Source organism: Streptomyces sp. NPDC126510 (assembly GCF_040302345.1).
Lineage (GTDB): Bacteria > Actinomycetota > Actinomycetes > Streptomycetales > Streptomycetaceae > Streptomyces.
Map to the genome: position 1 here is coordinate 224,176 of NZ_JBEORR010000007.1, position 16,500 is coordinate 240,675.

The 16,500-nt window shown below is 72.1% G+C and carries 13 protein-coding genes; 10 read left to right on the plus strand and 3 right to left on the minus strand.

Going from position 1 to position 16,500, the window contains the following annotated elements:
- Positions 1-86: 86 nt before the first annotated feature.
- Entirely contained in the window at positions 87-3,422 is a 3,336-nt protein-coding gene (locus ABTX60_RS12085) for a helix-turn-helix transcriptional regulator (protein WP_352096958.1), read from the plus strand.
- A gap of 164 nt (positions 3,423-3,586) precedes the next feature.
- Positions 3,587-5,242: a sigma-70 family RNA polymerase sigma factor gene (locus ABTX60_RS12090; protein WP_352096959.1), complete on the plus strand. Its 1,656-nt coding sequence runs from the start codon at positions 3,587-3,589 to the stop codon at positions 5,240-5,242.
- Here the strand turns inward: ABTX60_RS12090 and ABTX60_RS12095 are convergent.
- Together ABTX60_RS12095 and ABTX60_RS12100 are read right to left on the minus strand one after the other, a co-directional pair.
- Positions 5,187-5,912, minus strand: a complete 726-nt coding sequence (locus ABTX60_RS12095; protein ID WP_352096960.1) for a glycerophosphodiester phosphodiesterase — start codon at positions 5,910-5,912, stop codon at positions 5,187-5,189. The genes ABTX60_RS12090 and ABTX60_RS12095 overlap by 56 nt on opposite strands.
- Positions 5,909-6,970 (minus strand): adenosine deaminase, encoded by a 1,062-nt coding sequence (locus ABTX60_RS12100; RefSeq protein ID WP_502992310.1) that lies wholly within the window; start codon positions 6,968-6,970, stop codon positions 5,909-5,911. The genes ABTX60_RS12095 and ABTX60_RS12100 overlap by 4 nt, the downstream gene beginning before the upstream one ends.
- Positions 6,971-7,207: 237 nt before the next feature.
- Here ABTX60_RS12100 and ABTX60_RS12105 point away from each other — a divergent pair, with 237 nt between their 5' ends.
- Together ABTX60_RS12105 and ABTX60_RS12110 are read left to right on the plus strand one after the other, a co-directional pair.
- Positions 7,208-7,861 carry a DUF4190 domain-containing protein gene (locus ABTX60_RS12105; RefSeq protein WP_352096962.1) on the plus strand — a complete coding sequence of 218 codons (654 nt, stop codon included), beginning with the start codon at positions 7,208-7,210 and terminating at the stop codon, positions 7,859-7,861.
- Between the two features lie 68 nt (positions 7,862-7,929).
- Complete coding sequence (locus ABTX60_RS12110; RefSeq protein WP_352096963.1) at positions 7,930-8,406, plus strand: DUF4190 domain-containing protein; 477 nt, start codon at positions 7,930-7,932, stop codon at positions 8,404-8,406.
- 95 nt (positions 8,407-8,501) lie between these two features.
- Here the strand turns inward: ABTX60_RS12110 and ybiA are convergent, their stop codons facing one another.
- Positions 8,502-9,077: a riboflavin biosynthesis intermediates N-glycosidase gene (ybiA, locus tag ABTX60_RS12115; RefSeq protein WP_352096964.1), complete on the minus strand. Its 576-nt coding sequence runs from the start codon at positions 9,075-9,077 to the stop codon at positions 8,502-8,504.
- Positions 9,078-9,276: 199 nt separating this feature from the next.
- Between ybiA and ABTX60_RS12120 the strand changes: the two genes are divergently transcribed.
- The 6 genes from ABTX60_RS12120 to ABTX60_RS12145 are packed head-to-tail and all read left to right on the plus strand — an operon-like array spanning position 9,277 to position 16,452.
- A complete protein-coding gene (locus ABTX60_RS12120; RefSeq protein WP_352096965.1) occupies positions 9,277-10,812 on the plus strand; it encodes a gamma-aminobutyraldehyde dehydrogenase in 1,536 nt (511 codons plus the stop codon).
- A 56-nt stretch (positions 10,813-10,868) separates the two neighbouring features.
- The gene (locus ABTX60_RS12125; RefSeq protein WP_352096966.1) at positions 10,869-12,116 is read left to right on the plus strand and encodes a polyamine ABC transporter substrate-binding protein; all 1,248 of its coding nucleotides are present in this window, start codon (positions 10,869-10,871) and stop codon (positions 12,114-12,116) included.
- Between the two features lie 5 nt (positions 12,117-12,121).
- A complete protein-coding gene (locus ABTX60_RS12130; RefSeq protein WP_352097036.1) occupies positions 12,122-13,285 on the plus strand; it encodes an ABC transporter ATP-binding protein in 1,164 nt (387 codons plus the stop codon).
- The gene (locus ABTX60_RS12135; protein WP_352096967.1) at positions 13,285-14,214 is read left to right on the plus strand and encodes an ABC transporter permease; all 930 of its coding nucleotides are present in this window, start codon (positions 13,285-13,287) and stop codon (positions 14,212-14,214) included. Before ABTX60_RS12130 ends, ABTX60_RS12135 begins: the two co-directional genes overlap by 1 nt.
- On the plus strand, positions 14,215-15,015 hold the full coding sequence (locus ABTX60_RS12140; RefSeq protein WP_352096968.1) for an ABC transporter permease: 801 nt from the start codon (positions 14,215-14,217) through the stop codon (positions 15,013-15,015).
- An 18-nt stretch (positions 15,016-15,033) separates the two neighbouring features.
- Positions 15,034-16,452, plus strand: coding sequence for an NAD(P)/FAD-dependent oxidoreductase (locus tag ABTX60_RS12145; protein ID WP_352096969.1), 1,419 nt, complete (start codon positions 15,034-15,036; stop codon positions 16,450-16,452).
- Positions 16,453-16,500 lie beyond the last annotated feature (48 nt).

The window sequence follows — 16,500 nt, forward strand, 5'->3', positions numbered from 1 at the left end:
CGCCGCCGTGTTTCTCGTCACGGCACCGCCCCCGGGCACAGTCCGTCCTCGACGGGGAAGACGCCATGCCGACCAAGGAGCCAGGAATGCCCGATCCGCAGCGCGAGCACCCAGAGTCCGGTCAGCCGCGCCCCGACGACCGGCCCGGCGAACACCGGGAGGCGGCCGCCCTGCTGGCCGCCGGCATCGCCCGCGCACGGTCCGGCACGGGCGGCCTCGTACTGCTGCGCGGTGCGACCGGCACCGGCCGGACCAGCGTCCTGGAGGCCGCCGCCGAAGCAGCCGCCGCTCAGGGCCTGCGGGTGCTGCGCGCCCGCTGCGCACCGGGGGCCGCGGCCGGGCCCTTCGCCGCGGTGTACCAACTCCTGGACCGGGTCGCCGCGTTCGAGAGACCTGATCCGGACGGCGACGAACGGGAGCAGGCCGACCTGCTGTGGCGGTCCCTGCACGCGCACGCCGGCGACTCCCCGACACTGCTCGCCGTGGACGACGTCCACCTGGCCGACGGACCCTCGTACCGCTGGCTCGTCGAGGCGGCCCGGCACGTCGGCCGATTACCCCTGCCCGTCCTGCTGGCCGTCACCGAACGCAGCCAGTACGACATCGACCCGCCCGCCCCCGGCTTCACCCACACCCTCTCGCCCGCCCTCGTCGACACCCACACCCTGGCCCCGCTCACCGCGGACGCGGCGGCCCGTCTGGTGCGCGCCGAGCACCCGGACGCTCCCGCCGAGTGGATCGAGACCTGCGCCCGGGCCGGTGCCGGCAACCCCCTGCTGCTGCGGGCCCTCCTCGACGATCTCGGAGCGGCTCCCGCACTCGCAGGAAGCGCCCCGGCGGACGTGCCGGGCACCCGCGGTCACCTGCCCGCCGACGACGTCCCCACCCCCTACCCGCGCTTCCCCGAGACGTCCGCCGCCCTCTACCCCGGCTCCTACCCGGCCGCCGTGCGGTGGTGGCTGGACAGCGCGGGAACCGCCACGGCCGAGGTCGCCCGGGTGCTGGCCGTACTCGAAGACGGCGACGACACGGCGGGGCCGGCCGGTGGCGGTCTCGAACCAGCTGGCGGCGAGGTCGGGTTGGTGGGTGGAGGTTCTGGGCTGGGTGGCTGGCTGGGGCCGTCCGATGGCGAGGTCGGGTTGGTGGGTGGAAGTCCTGGGCCGGGTGGCTGGTTCGGCCCGTCCGATGGCCGGGTCGGACCGGCGGGGGTCGGTCGCGAACTGGCCGGTGGCGGGCTCGGGTCGGCGGGTGCCGGGCTTGGACCGGCCGGTGGCGGGCTTGGGCCGGCCGGTGGCGGGCTCGAGCCGCCCGGTGACGGCCTCGAACCGCCCGGTGGCGGGCTCGGGTTGGCGGGTGCCGGTCGCGGCCTGTCCGGTGGCGGGCTCGAACTGCCCGGTGACGGGCTCGAGCCGCCCGGTGACGGCCTCGAATCGCCCGGTGGCGGGCTCGGGTCGGCGGGTGCCGGTCGCGGCCTCGGACCGGCCGGTGGGAGGTCCGGATTCGACGGCGGCGGTCCCGGAGAGCTCCTGGCCGGGCTGCTCGCCGAGCTCGCCGGTGCCGACCCTGCCCGGGTGGCGGGCTGGCTCACGGCGATGACCGGGCTCGGCATCCTGCGCCTACGCCCGGACGGCCACCCCCGTTACGCCCATCCGCTGCTGCGGGACGCCGTCCTCACGGGCGTCCCCGACGCCCGGCGGCGCGCGGTGCACCGGGCCGCCGCCCAGGCGATGCTGCACCGCGGCGCCCCCGCCTCGGCGGTGGCCAGGCAGCTCCTGCGGTCCGGCCCCGTGGGCACCTCCTGGGCCCCGGCCGTGCTGCGGGACGCCACCACCCGCGCCCTGCGCGACGGCCGCTCGGACCAGGCCGTCGTGTTTCTGCGCCGGGCCCTTCAGGAGCCGCTCCCGGAGGACCACCGGCAGCGGATCCTGACTGAGCTGGGTTCGCTGGAGTGCGCCGGCCGGGAGCCCTCGACCGGGATGACCCGCCTCACCGAGGCGCTGCGGCTGCACGGCACGCCGCAGGACCGGGTGCGTGCCGCCGTGGCCCTCGGCACCGCCCTGGCCGGGCGTGGCCGGACCCGGGCCGCCGTGGAGGTGCTGCGCTCGGTGGACGGCCAGCTGACCGGGCACCCCGATCTGGGAGCCGCCCTGCAGACCGCGTCCGCCCTGCTGTCCGACCAGGACCAGACGGTCCGCCGGGATGTGTACCGCCGCCTGTGCGACACCGCCGAGCAGGCGCCGGAACTCGTCGGCCCCGCGGCCCGGGCGCTGCTCGTGCGGTACGCCGCCACGGCCGCACTGACCTCGGCGGACGACGCGATGCGGCGGATGCGGAACCTGCTCACCGAGCCGGCCCACCCGCTGACCGAGCCCTTCCTGCTGGGGACGGCCGCCGCGGTCGCCCAGTGGGCCGACGAACTCGACGAGGCCGACCGTCTGGTGGATCGCGGACTGGCCGGTCAGCGCCCCGATCTGCTGCACCCGATGCACGCGGCCCTGCTCAACACCCGGGCCGACATCGCCGCCGCGCGGGGCCAGTACGCGCTGCTGCCCGCCGAACGGCCCGGGCCCGCCCACGGGCCCTCCAACGTGCACGCCACCACCCTGATCGCCCTGGTGGAGACCGGCCGCACGGAGGAGGCCAGGCGCCTCGCCGACGGCTTCGACCTGCGCGAGGCCCCCGACAACTGGGAGCTGAACCGGTTCCTGTACGCGCGGGGGTCGCAGCGGGCCGCGGCGGGTGACACGGCCGGGGCGCTGCACGACTTCCTGGAGTGCGGTCGCCGCCAGACCGCACGTGACGTGGTCAGCCCGGTCGTCACCCCGTGGCGCTCCGCCGCCGCCGAGTGCCGGCTGGCCCTCGGCAGCACCCGGGAGGCCCTCGCCCTGGCCGAGGAGGAGCTGCGCCTGGCCCGGGTGTGGGGCACACCCCGCACGGTCGGCCGCGCCCTGAGGGTGCTCGGCACGGTCACCGGCGGCCGCCGCGGGCTGCGCCTGGCCGAGGAGGCGGTGGGCCTCCTCACGGACGCCCCGGCCGCCGCGCGGGGCGAGCTGGTGGCCGCGCTGCTCGCGCGGGGCCGGCAGCTGACCGCCGCCGGGGAACGCGCCCGGGCCCGGGAATGTCTGCGGACAGCGGCCCGGCACGCCGAACGCCTGGGCGCGGTCCGGCTGCGGACGCTCGCGGAGGAGGCCCTGCGGGAAGGCGGGGCCCGCCGCGCCACCACCGCCCGCACCGGCTCCGGGTCCCTCACCGGCAGCGAGCTGCGCATCGCCCGCCTGGCCGCCGAGGGCCGCACGAACACGGAGATCGCAGGCCTCCTCCACCTCGCCCGGCGCACCGTGGAGACCCATCTGACCAGCACGTACAAGAAGCTGGGCATCCGGCGGCGGGCCGAGCTCGGGCAGGCGCTGAACGGGGACTGACGGCCCGCGCCCCGATCGCGATCGACGGGCGCCGGCCGCAAAAAGTGTTATCGCCCGCCCCGCACACCGTCTCCACCCTGTGATCCCGGACATGGCGGGGACCCCGGGACCGGCTGAGAGGGTGCGTGCGGAACATCGGTGAACCCGGGCGTCGAGAGGCCATCGTGGACAGTCAGCATTGGCGCGCCGTCGTCACGGCGGCCCAGGCCGGTGACCGGCGGGCGCTGGACGAGCTGGTCACGGGCTGGCTGCCGCTGGTCTACAACATCGTGGGCCGGGCCCTGAACGGGCACGCCGACGTCGACGACGTCGTGCAGGAGACCATGCTGCGCGCGGTCGGCAACCTCGGTTCGCTGCGCGATCCGGACAGCTTCCGGTCCTGGCTGGTGGCGATCGCCATGCGGCAGATCCGCGACCGGGCCCGGCGGAAGGCCCCGGACCGGCTGGAGGAGGCGGCGGCCTCCGACTTCGCCGAGCTGACCGTGCTGCGACTCCAGCTGGAGGGGCAGCGGCGCGAGGTCGCCGAGGCGGTCCGGTGGCTCGACGAGGAGGACCGGCACCTGCTGTCGCTGTGGTGGCTGGAGGTCGCGGGCGAACTGACCCGGCGCGAACTGGCCGCCGCCGTCGGCGTCACCCGGCAGCACGCCGCCGTGCGCGTGCAGCGGATGAAGGAACGCTTGGAGACCTCGCGCGGCATCGTCCGTGCCCTCGACGGCGCCTGCCCCGAACTGCGCGAGGTGACCGGCCGCTGGAACGGCCGGCCCGACTCGGTGTGGCGCAAGCGGCTGGCCCGGCACATCCGCGGCTGCGGCTACTGCGGCGGCACGCGCGAGGCCGTCGTCCCGGCCGAACGCCTCCTGGTCGGCCTCGCCCTCGTCCCGCTGCCCGCAGGATTCACCCTGTCGCTCGCCCTCGGCGGCAAGACCGCGGCGGCCGCCACCTCCGTCGGCTGGTCCGCCAAGCTGCTCGGCGCGCTCAGCAAGCCGGCCGTCGCGATGACCGCGGGAGCCACGATCGTCGCGGGCGGCGCCTACGTCGTCGGCCAGCCACCGGACGCCCCGCAGCCCCGCGCCGCGGTCACCCCCACGGCCACGGCGACCTCCCTGCCTCAGCGCCCCTCGGCCCCGCCCGCCACCCCCGAAGCCTCGCCCTCGCCGAGGAAGGAGAAGGCGGTGCGAGACAAGTCCGACCCGTACGGCACGGTCGTCGACGCCGTCGACCGCGCCCCCGACCCGAACACCCGGCCCGCCGCCCTGCCGCGCCGCCCCGAGTCCGGTGTCACCAGCACCGGCGGCCCGAAGGCCGTCATGCAGCACCGCGGCGACCGCGTGACCCTCACCGGCCGGGGCTACGTCCTGGTCCGCTGGCAGATCTCGCCCAAGTCCCGGCCCGGCGCGCTGGTCATGCCGTCCTGGACCGGCCTGAAGGGCAGGCTGTTCCACGTGGCGTCCGGCGGCTCGCGGCGGATGGACGATCCGCTGCCCGGCGCCCCGGACGGCTACGCCACCGGCATGGGCGGGCCCGCCATCGGCTACGCCGTCCTCCCGCCCGGCACCCAGCAGATGTGGCAGAACGAGTACTTCTACCTCGACGGCACCGTCACCCTCACCCAGAACGAACGGGGCTGCGACTACGGCCTCATCGTCTTCCCGACGAACCGGGACGCCGTCGTCGAGGACATCGACCAGGGCCCGCCCCAGGGCGCCATCCGCTACGGGCTCGTCCGCGACACCGGCACGGACAGCGCGCCGGTGCCGCAGTACGTCACGCGCGCGACCCCGGCCGATCCGGCGACGGTGGCGCAGCGCTCGCGCGTGTAGCGCACAGCACGTCGACGCGGTTCGTCGTGATCGAGTCCACGCCGGCCTCCAGCAGCCGGCGCATGGAGCGGCGGGTGTCGGGGGTCCAGACGGACAGCAGACGGCCTTCGCGGTGCACGCGCTCAACGAGGGGCCGGTCCACCAGCGAGAAGCGGTAGTTGAGCCAGCGCGGGCGGATCGCCTCCAGCAGCACCGGCCGGGGCGGGGCCAGTGTCGTCCACGTGAGGGCGATCTCCGCGGCCTGATCCGCCGTGCGCACGGCGAGCATGGCGTCGGCGCCCGCGCAGTAGTAGACGCGCTCCGCCGCCCCGGCGTCCGCCACGGCGCCCATGATCCTGTGCACCGCACGCACATCGGGCGACCCGGGCAGGTCGATCATCACCCGGTGCCCGTCGGTCGCGCCCAGCGCCTCGGCCAGGGTCGGCACCCCGCCGCCGGTCAGCCCGCGCACCTCCTCGGAGGACAGCGCGCGCAGGGGCCGCTCGTGCTCCCAGAGCCGCTTCAGCGTCGCGTCGTGCAGCAGCACCGGCACACCGTCCCGGGTGAGCCGTACGTCGATCTCCACCGCGTCCGCGCCCCGGCGCAGCGCGGAACGCAGCGACGCGACGGTGTTCTCGCGGACGTGGTAGGGGTCACCCCGGTGGGCCACGGCGACCGGGGCGGGCGTCACCGGCCGAGCCACTGCGCGGTGTAGGTGTCGATCTCGCGGGCGATCCGGGCCTTGCCCGCCGCGTCCAGGAAGGACACCTCGACGGCGTTCTTCGCCAGCTCGGCCAGGCCCCGTTCGTCGAGGTCCAGCAGCCGGGCGGCGACCGCGTACTCGTTGTCGAGGTCGGTGCCGAACATCGGCGGGTCGTCGGAGTTGACGGTGACGACGACCCCGGCGCGCACGAACTCCTTGATCGGGTGCTCGTCGAGGGTGCGCACCGCGCGCGTGGCGATGTTGGAGGTCGGGCACACCTCCAGCGGGATCCGGTGCTCGGCGAGGTGCGCGAGCAGCTTCGGGTCCTGCGCGGAGCTGGTGCCGTGCCCGATGCGCTCGGCCCGCAGGTGGGTCAGCGCGTCCCACACCGTCTGCGGGCCGGTCGTCTCACCGGCGTGCGGTACGGAGTGCAGCCCGGCGGCGATCGCCCGGTCGAAGTACGGCTTGAACTGCGGCCGTTCCACGCCCACCTCGGGCCCGCCGAGACCGAAGGAGACCAGGCCCTCCGGGCGCAGCCGGTCGTCGGTGGCGAGCCGGGTCGTCTCCTCGGCGGCCTCCAGGCCCGCCTCGCCGGGGATGTCGAAGCACCAGCGCAGTACGGTCCCGAACTCGGACTCGGCGGCCTTGCGGGCGTCCTCGATCGCGTCCATGAAAGCCCGCTCGTCGATGCCGCGCCGGGTGGACGAGAAGGGGGTGATGGTCAGCTCGGCGTACCGCACCTGCTGCCGGGCCAGGTCCCGGGCCACCTCGTACGTCAGCAGCCGGACGTCCTCGGGGGTGCGGATCAGGTCGACGACCGACAGGTACACGTCGATGAAGTGCGCGAAGTCGGTGAACGTGAAGTAGTCGACCAGGGCCTCGGGATCGGTCGGCACCTTCGAGTCGGGGTGCCGCGCGGCCAGTTCGGAGACGATCCGGGGGGAGGCGGATCCCACGTGGTGGACGTGCAGTTCGGCCTTGGGCAGCTCGGCGATGAAGGCCTTCAGGCCGCGTGGGGCGCGGGGGTCGACAAGATGCTCGGTCAAGGGTTCCTCCCCGGAACGGCGCCCTCGCCTGCGCGAGGCGGGCGGGCGCGGGTGATCGGCTGATCGATGACTCGGATTCATCGTAGGCGGTGGTCGCAACGCCCCTTCCGGGGGCGCCGGGCAGGTGGAGGGGCGGCTCCCCGCGAGGGCGCGAGGGGGTTCGACGCACCCGCGGGGTGGCACGCACCGAGCGGCCCCGTAGCATGACGGGACGATCGACCCAGGGGGGACCGCACGATGACGGACGCGACGCAGCCCGACGGAGGCAGCCACGACCCGTGGGCGCCGCCGGAGAGCACGCCCTCGCTCGACAAGAACCAGACGCCGCAGCCGCCGTCCGTCCACGACCAGGCCACGGTCACCTCCATGCCGGGCTTCACCCCGCCCACCGGCACGCCGCAGTACGACCCGTCCGGCACCGGTGCCGTCCCGCCCCCGCCCGTGGCCCCCACCGGCCCCGGAGCGTCCGGTGGCTACGGCTACCCCGGCTACCCGCAGTCCGGGTACACCCAGTCCGGGTACACCCAGTCCGGCTACGGCTGGCCCGGAATGCCCCCGGCCCCCCAGAACGGCCTGGGTATCGCCGCGATGGTGCTCGGCATCGTCTCCTGCACCCTCTTCTGCCTCTACGGCGTGGTCTCCCTGATCACCGGCGTCCTCGCCGTCGTCTTCGGCATCAAGGGCCGCAAGCGTGCCGAGGCCGGGGTGGCCACGAACCACGGGCAGGCTCAGGCCGGTCTGATCATGGGCATCATCGGGATCATCCTGGGCATCACCGTGATCGTCCTGATCGCCGTCGGTATCACGGCCGCGATCAACAGTGACAGCTACGACGACAACTCGTCCTACGGCACCCTCGGCCCGGTGGCCACCGCCCCGTCCCACCGCTGAAACTCGGGCTCTGCGCGGCCGACTTGGCCACTACGATGCCCTGGTCTGACAACGAGGGGAGATCGTCCATGTCTCACACCAACCCACCCCCGGGTGGTTTCGGCCCACCGGCCCAGCCCCCGCAGCAGCCCCCCGGCACACCCGGCTACGGCTATCCGCAGCAGCCCCCCGCGGCCCCGGGCTACGGCTACCCCCAGGGCGGCCCCGGCTACCCGGCCGCGCCGCCCGTGGGCTACCCGCAGGCGCCCGGCTACGGGATGCCCGCGCAGCCGAGCAACGGCATGGGGACCACGGGACTGGTGCTGGGCATCATCGGCGTGGTGTGCAGCGTGACGTTCATCATGTGGTTCTTCGGCGTGATCCTGGGCATCCTCGCGATCATCTTCGGGGCCATCGGCCGCGGCAGGGCCACCCGCGGTGAGGCCACCAACAAGGGCGCGGCCACCGCGGGGCTGGTCTGCGGCATCATCGCCACCGTGATCCTGCCGCTGCTGGGCTTCCTGCTGTTCGCCAGCATCATGGGCGGGCTCGGCGCGGCATCCTGAACGGAACGCGCAGGCGGGGCCGGTCCCCGGGGCCGGCGGCCTGACGGGGACCGCGGAGTCGGGAGGGGGGCCGGTCACCGGGACCGGCCCCTCACTCATGCTCCGGCCGCCCGCAGCCGCTCCCGCGCTTCCATCAGCGCGAACCCCAGCAGATTGGGCCCCCGCCACCGCTGCGGATCGGCCGCAGCCTCGTCGTCCGCGGCCAGCCCGATGCCCCACACCCGGTCCACGGGACTCGCCTCCACCAGCACCCGGTCGCCCGTGCCCAGCAAATACCCCAGCAGCTCGGGATGCGCGGCGAACTTGTGGACGCTGCCCTCCACGACGATCCGGAACCGCTCCCGCGCCCAGGTGGCCTCGTCGAAGCCGCGTACCAGCCGCCCTGCCTTCTTCGCCTGGGCGGGATGCTCCGCGGCCAGCACGGCACGCTCCGCCGCCGCGTCCTCGAAGAGCCGCGCCTTGCCCGCCATCATCCAGTGCTCGGCCGTCGCGTAGGCCACGCCGTCGACCGTGAACGGCGCCGGCCACCACTGGCTCAGACAGCTCGCCCCGATCCGGCCGTCCGGCCGCGGCCGGTGCCCCCAGAAGTGCAGGTACTTGATCCTGGCCCCTTCGCTGACCGCCCTGATCAGGGCCTCCCGCGAACCGACCGCCCCCGTGATCTTCTCCATGCACGCGAGTGTGGCACGCACCACTGACACAGCGTCCTGCCTTTTCGCGGTGAACTCGACACCTGGTCGACAGATTCCGTCGCGTAACCAAAAATCAACAACGGAATCACTTGTTGGAGTGGCATACCTCTGTCAGGATCGGCACTCAAATCGAGCCTGAGCCACGCCGGCCCCACCAGGGGACACGGAGGAGAGCGACATGCACAACCCGGGCATTGCCACCCCGGACCGATTTCCGGCCGAGGAACGCTTCGCAGAGGGCGCGCAGTACATCGCGGGCCGTCTGACCAGGGGCACCTCCGGCCGCACGCACGCGGTCGTCGACCCGGCGTCGGGCGAGGAGGTCCTCACCTACGAGCTGGCGGGCCCGGCCGACGTCGACCGGGCCGTCGCCGCCGCCCGCGCGGCCTTCCCCGGTTGGGCCGGGACCACCCCCGGCGAGCGGTCCGACGCCCTGCACCGGTTCGCCGCGGTCCTCGCCGACCGGGCGGAGGACTTCGCCCGCGCCGAGTCGCTCCAGTGCGGTAAGCCGCTGAAGCTGACCCGCGAGTTCGACGTACCGGGCACCATCGACAACACGGCCTTCTTCGCCGGTGCCGCACGGCATCTGCAGGGACAGTCCGCCGGTGAGTACTCCGGCGACCACACCTCGTACGTCCGGCGCGAGCCCATCGGGGTCGTCGGGTCGATCGCGCCCTGGAACTACCCCCTCCAGATGGCCGCCTGGAAGATCCTCCCGGCGATCGCCGCGGGCAACACCATCGTCCTGAAGCCCGCCGAGCTCACCCCGCTGACCTCGCTGCTCTTCGCCCAGGCGGCCACTGACGCCGGGATCCCGGACGGTGTGATCAACATCGTCACCGGCACCGGCCGGGAGGCCGGAGAGCACCTCGTCGGCCACCCCGACGTGGCCATGACGTCCTTCACGGGCTCCACCGCCGTCGGCAAGCGCGTCGCCGAGGTCGCCACCGCCACCGTCAAGCGCCTCCACCTGGAGCTCGGCGGCAAGGCGCCCTTCGTGGTCTTCGACGACGCCGACCTGGAGGCCGCCGCCCACGGCGCGGTCGCGGGCTCCCTCATCAACACCGGGCAGGACTGCACGGCCGCCACGCGCGCGTACGTGCAGCGGCCGCTGTACGAGGCCTTCGTGGAGCGGACCGCGGCGCTCATGGAGACGGTCCGGCTCGGTGACCCCTTCGCCGCCGGCACCGACCTCGGCCCGCTGATCTCGCACGTGCAGCGGGACCGGGTGGCCGGGTTCGTCGACCGGGCACGGGCCTACGCGCGCGTGGTCACCGGCGGCGAGGCACCCGGTGGCGAACTCGCCAAGGGTGCCTACTACCGGCCCACCCTGATCGCGGACGCCGCCCAGGACAGCGAGGTCGTCCAGTCGGAGATCTTCGGCCCGGTCCTGGTCGTGCTGCCCTTCGACACCGACGACGAGGGCCTGGCGCTGGCCAACGACACCCCGTACGGTCTGGCCGCCTCCGCCTGGAGCCGGGACGTGTACCGCGCGAACCGCGCCACCCGCGAGATCAAGGCCGGTTGCGTCTGGATCAACGACCACATCCCGATCATCAGCGAGATGCCGCACGGCGGCCACAAGTCCTCCGGCTACGGCAAGGACATGTCCGCGTACTCGTTCGAGGAGTACACCCAGATCAAGCACGTCATGTTCGACAACACCGCGGTGGCCGCGAAGGACTGGCACCGCACCGTGTTCGGGGATCGATAGCCGTTTGCAGGCCGCCTGACCAACGGCCGTCCACCCTCCGAAAGGGCACCACGCGCATGGAGCAGTACGAGCCCGACCGCCTGTCCGCGGCCCAAAGGGCCGCCATGAGGCGCAGTTTGACCAACGGCAGGGCCTCCCTCACCCGGCGGTCCCTGCTGCGCGCCTCGGCGGGCGGGACGCTCGCGGCCGGCGGACTCGGCACGCTGAGCGCCTGCGGCATCCCCGCCGCCGGCCAGTCGAAGGGCGGTGTCTCCGCCGAGGACCACTCGGCGAAGGAGAAGACGGTGAACTTCTCCAACTGGACCGAGTACATGGACGTCGACGACAGCGGCAAGCACCACCCGACGCTGGACCAGTTCGCCAAGCGCACCGGAATCAAGGTCAAGTACAGCGAGGACATCAACGACAACAACGAGTTCTTCGGCAAGATCAAGCCGCAGCTCGCCGCGGGCCAGGACACCGGCCGCGACCTGATCGTCCTCACCGACTGGCTGGCCGCCCGCCTCATCCGCCTCGGCTGGGTACAGAAGCTCGACCCGAGCAACCTGCCGCACGCCTACGCCAACCTGTCGGCCCAGTTCCGCAGCCCCGACTGGGACCCGGGCCGCGCCTACTCGTACGTCTGGCAGGGCATCTCGACCGTCATCGCGTACAACAAGAAGGCCCTCGACGGTGTCGAGGTGAAGTCGATATCCGACCTGCTGGACAACCCCAAGCTCAAGGGCCGGGTCGGCTTCCTGTCGGAGATGCGCGACAGCATCGGCATGACGCTGCTCGACATGGGCAAGGACCCGGCGGACTTCACCGCCGACGACTACGACGCCGCCATCGCCCGCCTGCAGAAGGCCGTCGACAAGGGCCAGATCCGCCGCTTCACCGGCAACGACTACACCTCGGACCTGACCAGCGGCGACTTCGCGGCCTGTGTCGCCTGGGCCGGTGACGTCGTCCAGCTCAAGGCGGACAGCCCCGACATCGACTTCCTCATCCCGGACAGCGGCTACGTGACGTCGACCGACAACCTGCTGATCCCCAACAAGGCCCGGCACAAGACCAACGCCGAGCGGCTCATCGACTTCTACTACGAGCCGAAGCCGGCCGCCGAACTCGCCGCCTACATCAACTACGTGTGCCCGGTCGACGGCGTGAAGGCCGAGCTGGAGAAGATCGACGAGGACGCGGCGAACAACCCGCTGATCATTCCCGACAAGGCCATGGCCGCCAAGTCCCATGCCTTCCGCTCGCTGAGCTCGAAGGAAGAGACCGAGTTCGAAGCGAAGTTCGCGAAGCTGACGGGGGCGTGACCACCATGACGAACAAGACCGACCCCAGCGGCGACGTCCGCCTCACGGGCATCGCCAAGACCTACGGCTCCTTCACCGCCGTCCACCCGCTCGACCTGACCGTGCCGCAGGGCTCCTTCTTCGCCCTGCTCGGCGCCTCCGGCTGCGGCAAGACCACCACCCTGCGCATGATCGCCGGACTGGAGGAACCTTCCGCCGGCACCGTCTTCCTGGGCGACCAGGACGTGACCGCGCTCCCGCCGTACAAGCGGCCGGTGAACACGGTCTTCCAGTCCTACGCCCTCTTCCCGCACCTCGACATCTTCGAGAACGTCGCCTTCGGCCTGCGCCGGCGGGGCCTCAAGTCGGTGAAGAAGCAGGTCGAGGAGATGCTCGACCTCGTCCAGCTCGGCGAGCAGGCCCGCAAGAAGCCGCACCAGCTCTCCGGCGGCCAGCAGCAGCGCGTCGCCGTGGCCCGCGCGCTGATCAACCACCCCAAGGTGCTCCTGCTCGACGAGCCGCTCGGCGCCCTCGACCTGAAGCTGCGCCGCCAGATGCAGCTGGAACTCAAGCGCATCCAGACCGAGGTCGGCATCACCTTCATCCACGTCACGCACGACCAGGAGGAGGCCATGACCATGGCCGACACGGTCGCCGTGATGAACGCGGGCCGCGTCGAGCAACTGGGCGCGCCCACGGAACTCTACGAGAACCCGCGCACCACGTTCGTCGCCAACTTCCTCGGCACCTCGAACTTCATCGAGGCCGAGGTCGACTCGAAGAGCGGCGACGAGATCGTGCTGAAGGCGGGCGGCGGCAAGCTCGTCCTGCCCGAGGCGCGATGTTCGGCGCCCGCGGGCACGGGCGGCAAGGTGCTGGTAGGGGTGCGCCCCGAGAAAATCTCCCTCACTCACGCGGACGACGCCGGTGAGATAGCCGAGGGCCGCAACCGCATCACCGGCCGGATCGCCGACTCCAGCTTCATCGGCGTCTCGACGCAGTACGTCGTCGACAGCCCGGTCTGCTCCGACTTCGAGGTCTACGCCCAGAACATCGACCGCGATCCGCGTCTGGTGCCCGGCGCCGAGGTCGTCCTGCACTGGAACCCGGCCCACACCTTCGGCCTGGACGCCGCCCAGTCCGTGCTTGATGGACTAGAGGGCTCCGCCGGAGTGGAAGAGGCGGCCTGATGAGCACACTCACCGAGGCGCCACCGCCGCTCGCCCCCCAAGCGCCCGAACCGAAGCCGCGAAAGCGCCGGGGCCGGATGACGCCGTACTGGCTGCTGCTGCCCGGCATCCTCTGGCTGGTCGTCTTCTTCGCGCTGCCGATGATCTACCAGGCCTCCACGTCCGTGCAGACGGGCTCCCTGGAGGAGGGTTACAAGGTCACCTGGCACTTCGCCACCTACTGGGACGCGCTGTCCGCGTACTGGCCGCAGTTCGTCCGCTCCGTGCTCTACGCGGGCACGGCGACGATCCTGTGCCTGCTGCTCGGCTACCCGCTGGCGTACCTGATCGCCTTCCGCGCGGGCCGCTGGAAGAACCTGATCATGATCCTGGTGATCGCGCCGTTCTTCACCAGCTTCCTGATCCGCACCCTCGCCTGGAAGACGATCCTCGCGGACGGCGGCCCGGTCGTGGGCGCGCTGAACACGCTGCACGTCCTGGACGTCACCGACTGGCTCGGCATGACCGCCGGCGACCGCGTCCTGGCCACCCCGCTCGCGGTGGTGTGCGGTCTGACGTACAACTTCCTGCCGTTCATGATCCTGCCGCTGTACACCTCGCTGGAGCGCATCGACGGCCGGCTCCACGAGGCGGCGGGGGACCTGTACGCCCGTCCCTCGACCACCTTCCGCAAGGTCACCTTCCCGCTGTCGATGCCGGGCGTCGTCTCCGGCACGCTGCTGACCTTCATCCCGGCGGCCGGTGACTACGTGAACGCCGATCTGCTCGGCTCCACCGACACCCGCATGGTCGGAAACGTCATCCAGACGCAGTTCCTGAGAGTCCTCGACTATCCGACGGCCGCGGCGCTCTCCTTCATCCTCATGGCGGCCATCCTGCTCATGGTCACCCTCTACATCCGCAAGTCGGGGACGGAGGATCTGGTCTAAATGCCCTTCGTCAACTGGCTCAAGAGAAATCTCGTCGTCCTGGCGGGACTGCTGACCCTCGGCTATCTGCTCCTGCCGAACGTCGTCGTGACGGTGTTCTCCTTCAACAAACCGAAGGGGCGCTTCAACTACGAATGGCAGCAGTTCTCCCTGGACGCCTGGAAGGACCCGTGCGGGGTCTCCGGACTGTGCGGATCGCTGTCCCTCAGCCTCCAGATCGCCCTGTGGGCAACCCTCGGCGCCACCCTCCTCGGCACCCTGATCGCCTTCGCCCTGGTGCGTTACCGGTTCCGCGCCCGCGGCGCCGTGAACTCGCTGATCTTCCTGCCGATGGCGATGCCCGAGGTCGTCATGGCCGCCTCGCTGCTCACCCTGTTCCTCAACATGGGCGCCCAGCTGGGCTTCTGGACGATCCTCATCGCCCACATCATGTTCTGCCTGAGTTTCGTGGTCACGGCCGTCAAGGCCCGGGTGATGTCGATGGACCCGAAGCTCGAGGAGGCGGCACGGGATCTGTACGCGGGCCCGTTCCAGACCTTCGTCCGGGTCACGCTGCCGATCGCGGCACCCGGAATAGCGGCGGGCGCGCTGCTCGCTTTCGCCCTCTCCTTCGACGATTTCATCATCACCAATTTCAACGCGGGCTCGACCGTCACCTTCCCCATGTTCGTGTGGGGATCGGCGCAGCGCGGAACGCCCGTTCAGATCAATGTCATCGGCACGACCATGTTCGTCGTCGCCGTACTGTTCGTCCTGATTTCCATGCTCGCCGGAAACCGTCGCAGCAGACCAAAGGCATAACCGTAGGGAGTTGACATCATGGCCCCGAGCGCCATGAATCAGTGGACCCGTTCGCTTTCCGACGCCCAGCCGGTCCCGTACTGGCTGGACGACCCCGGGCGGCCCCGTCCCGAACCCGCCCTCACCACCTCCGAGACCTGCGACCTGCTGGTCGTCGGCGGCGGCTACAGCGGACTGTGGACGGCGCTGATCGCCAAGGAGCGCGACCCGCAGCGGGACGTGGTGCTGGTGGAGGGCCGCGAGGCGGGCTGGGCCGCCTCCGGCCGCAACGGCGGATTCTGCGCCGCCTCCCTCACCCACGGCCTGCCCAACGGCCTCGCCCGCTGGCCCGACGAGATCCACAAGCTCCAGGAGCTGGGCGACCGCAACCTCGACGCCATCGAGGCCGCCGTCGCCCGGCACTCCCTCGACTGCGACTTCGAACGCACCGGTGAGATCGACGTCGCCACCGAGGCGTACCAGGCGCGCGAACTGCGCGAGTGGTACGAGGAGACGTCCCGCCGGGGGCTGGCCGAGGGCGTCGAGTTCCTGGACGCCGACGCCGTACGGGAACAGGTGAACTCACCCACCTTCCAGGCCGGACTGTGGGACCGCAGGGGCGTCGCCATGCTGAACCCGGCCAGGCTGGCCTGGGGCCTGAAGCGCGCCTGCCGGGAGCTCGGCGTGCGCGTCTACGAGAACACCCCCGCCCTGACCCTGAAGCCCTACGGTGCGGGCATGGCCGTCCGCACCCCCTACGGCCGGATCCGCGCCCGCCAGGTCGCCCTCGGGACCAACATCTTCCCGAACCTGGTCAGACGCGTCCGCTCGTACACCGTGCCGGTCTACGACTACGCCCTGATGACCGAGCCGCTCACCGCAGGGCAGCTCGACTCGATCGGCTGGAAGAACCGTCAGGGCCTGGGCGACAGCGCCAACCAGTTCCACTACTTCCGGCTGTCCGCCGACCACCGGATCCTGTGGGGCGGCTACGACGCGATCTACCCGTACGGCGGCCGGGTGCGCGCCGAGTACGACGACCGCCCCGAGACCTACGCCAAGCTCGCCGGTCACTTCTTCACCTGCTTCCCGCAGCTGGAGGGCGTCCGCTTCAGCCACGCGTGGGGCGGCGCGATCGACACCTGCTCCCGCTTCTCGGCGTTCTTCGGCACCGCCCACCAGGGCAAGGTGGCCTACGCGGCCGGGTACACCGGCCTCGGGGTCGGCGCGACCCGCTTCGGCGCCGAGGTGATGCTGGACCTGCTGAGCGGGGAGCGCACCGAGCGCACGGAACTGGAGATGGTCCGCAAGAAGCCCCTGCCCTTCCCGCCCGAGCCGTTCGCCTGGACGGGCATCGCCCTCACCAAGTGGTCACTGGCCCGCGCGGACGCCCAGGGCGGCCGCCGCAACCTGTGGCTGCGCACGATGGACCGGTTGGGGCTGGGATTCGACAGCTGATCGACCGGGTGTGATCCGGTTCACTCCAACGAGGTACCGGAACCCGCG

Bases quoted from the DNA above. Each gene is read 5' to 3' on its own strand.
- ABTX60_RS12110 (WP_352096963.1), top strand. From the start codon at position 7,930: ATGTCTCACACCAACCCACCCCCGGGTGGTTTCGGCCCACCGGCCCAG.
- ABTX60_RS12125 (WP_352096966.1), top strand. From the start codon at position 10,869: ATGGAGCAGTACGAGCCCGACCGCCTGTCCGCGGCCCAAAGGGCCGCC.
- ABTX60_RS12085 (WP_352096958.1), top strand. From the start codon at position 87: ATGCCCGATCCGCAGCGCGAGCACCCAGAGTCCGGTCAGCCGCGCCCC.
- ybiA (WP_352096964.1), bottom strand. From the start codon at position 9,077: ATGGAGAAGATCACGGGGGCGGTCGGTTCGCGGGAGGCCCTGATCAGG.
- ABTX60_RS12130 (WP_352097036.1), top strand. From the start codon at position 12,122: ATGACGAACAAGACCGACCCCAGCGGCGACGTCCGCCTCACGGGCATC.
- ABTX60_RS12135 (WP_352096967.1), top strand. From the start codon at position 13,285: ATGAGCACACTCACCGAGGCGCCACCGCCGCTCGCCCCCCAAGCGCCC.
- ABTX60_RS12140 (WP_352096968.1), top strand. From the start codon at position 14,215: ATGCCCTTCGTCAACTGGCTCAAGAGAAATCTCGTCGTCCTGGCGGGA.
- ABTX60_RS12120 (WP_352096965.1), top strand. From the start codon at position 9,277: ATGCACAACCCGGGCATTGCCACCCCGGACCGATTTCCGGCCGAGGAA.
- ABTX60_RS12105 (WP_352096962.1), top strand. From the start codon at position 7,208: ATGACGGACGCGACGCAGCCCGACGGAGGCAGCCACGACCCGTGGGCG.
- ABTX60_RS12145 (WP_352096969.1), top strand. From the start codon at position 15,034: ATGGCCCCGAGCGCCATGAATCAGTGGACCCGTTCGCTTTCCGACGCC.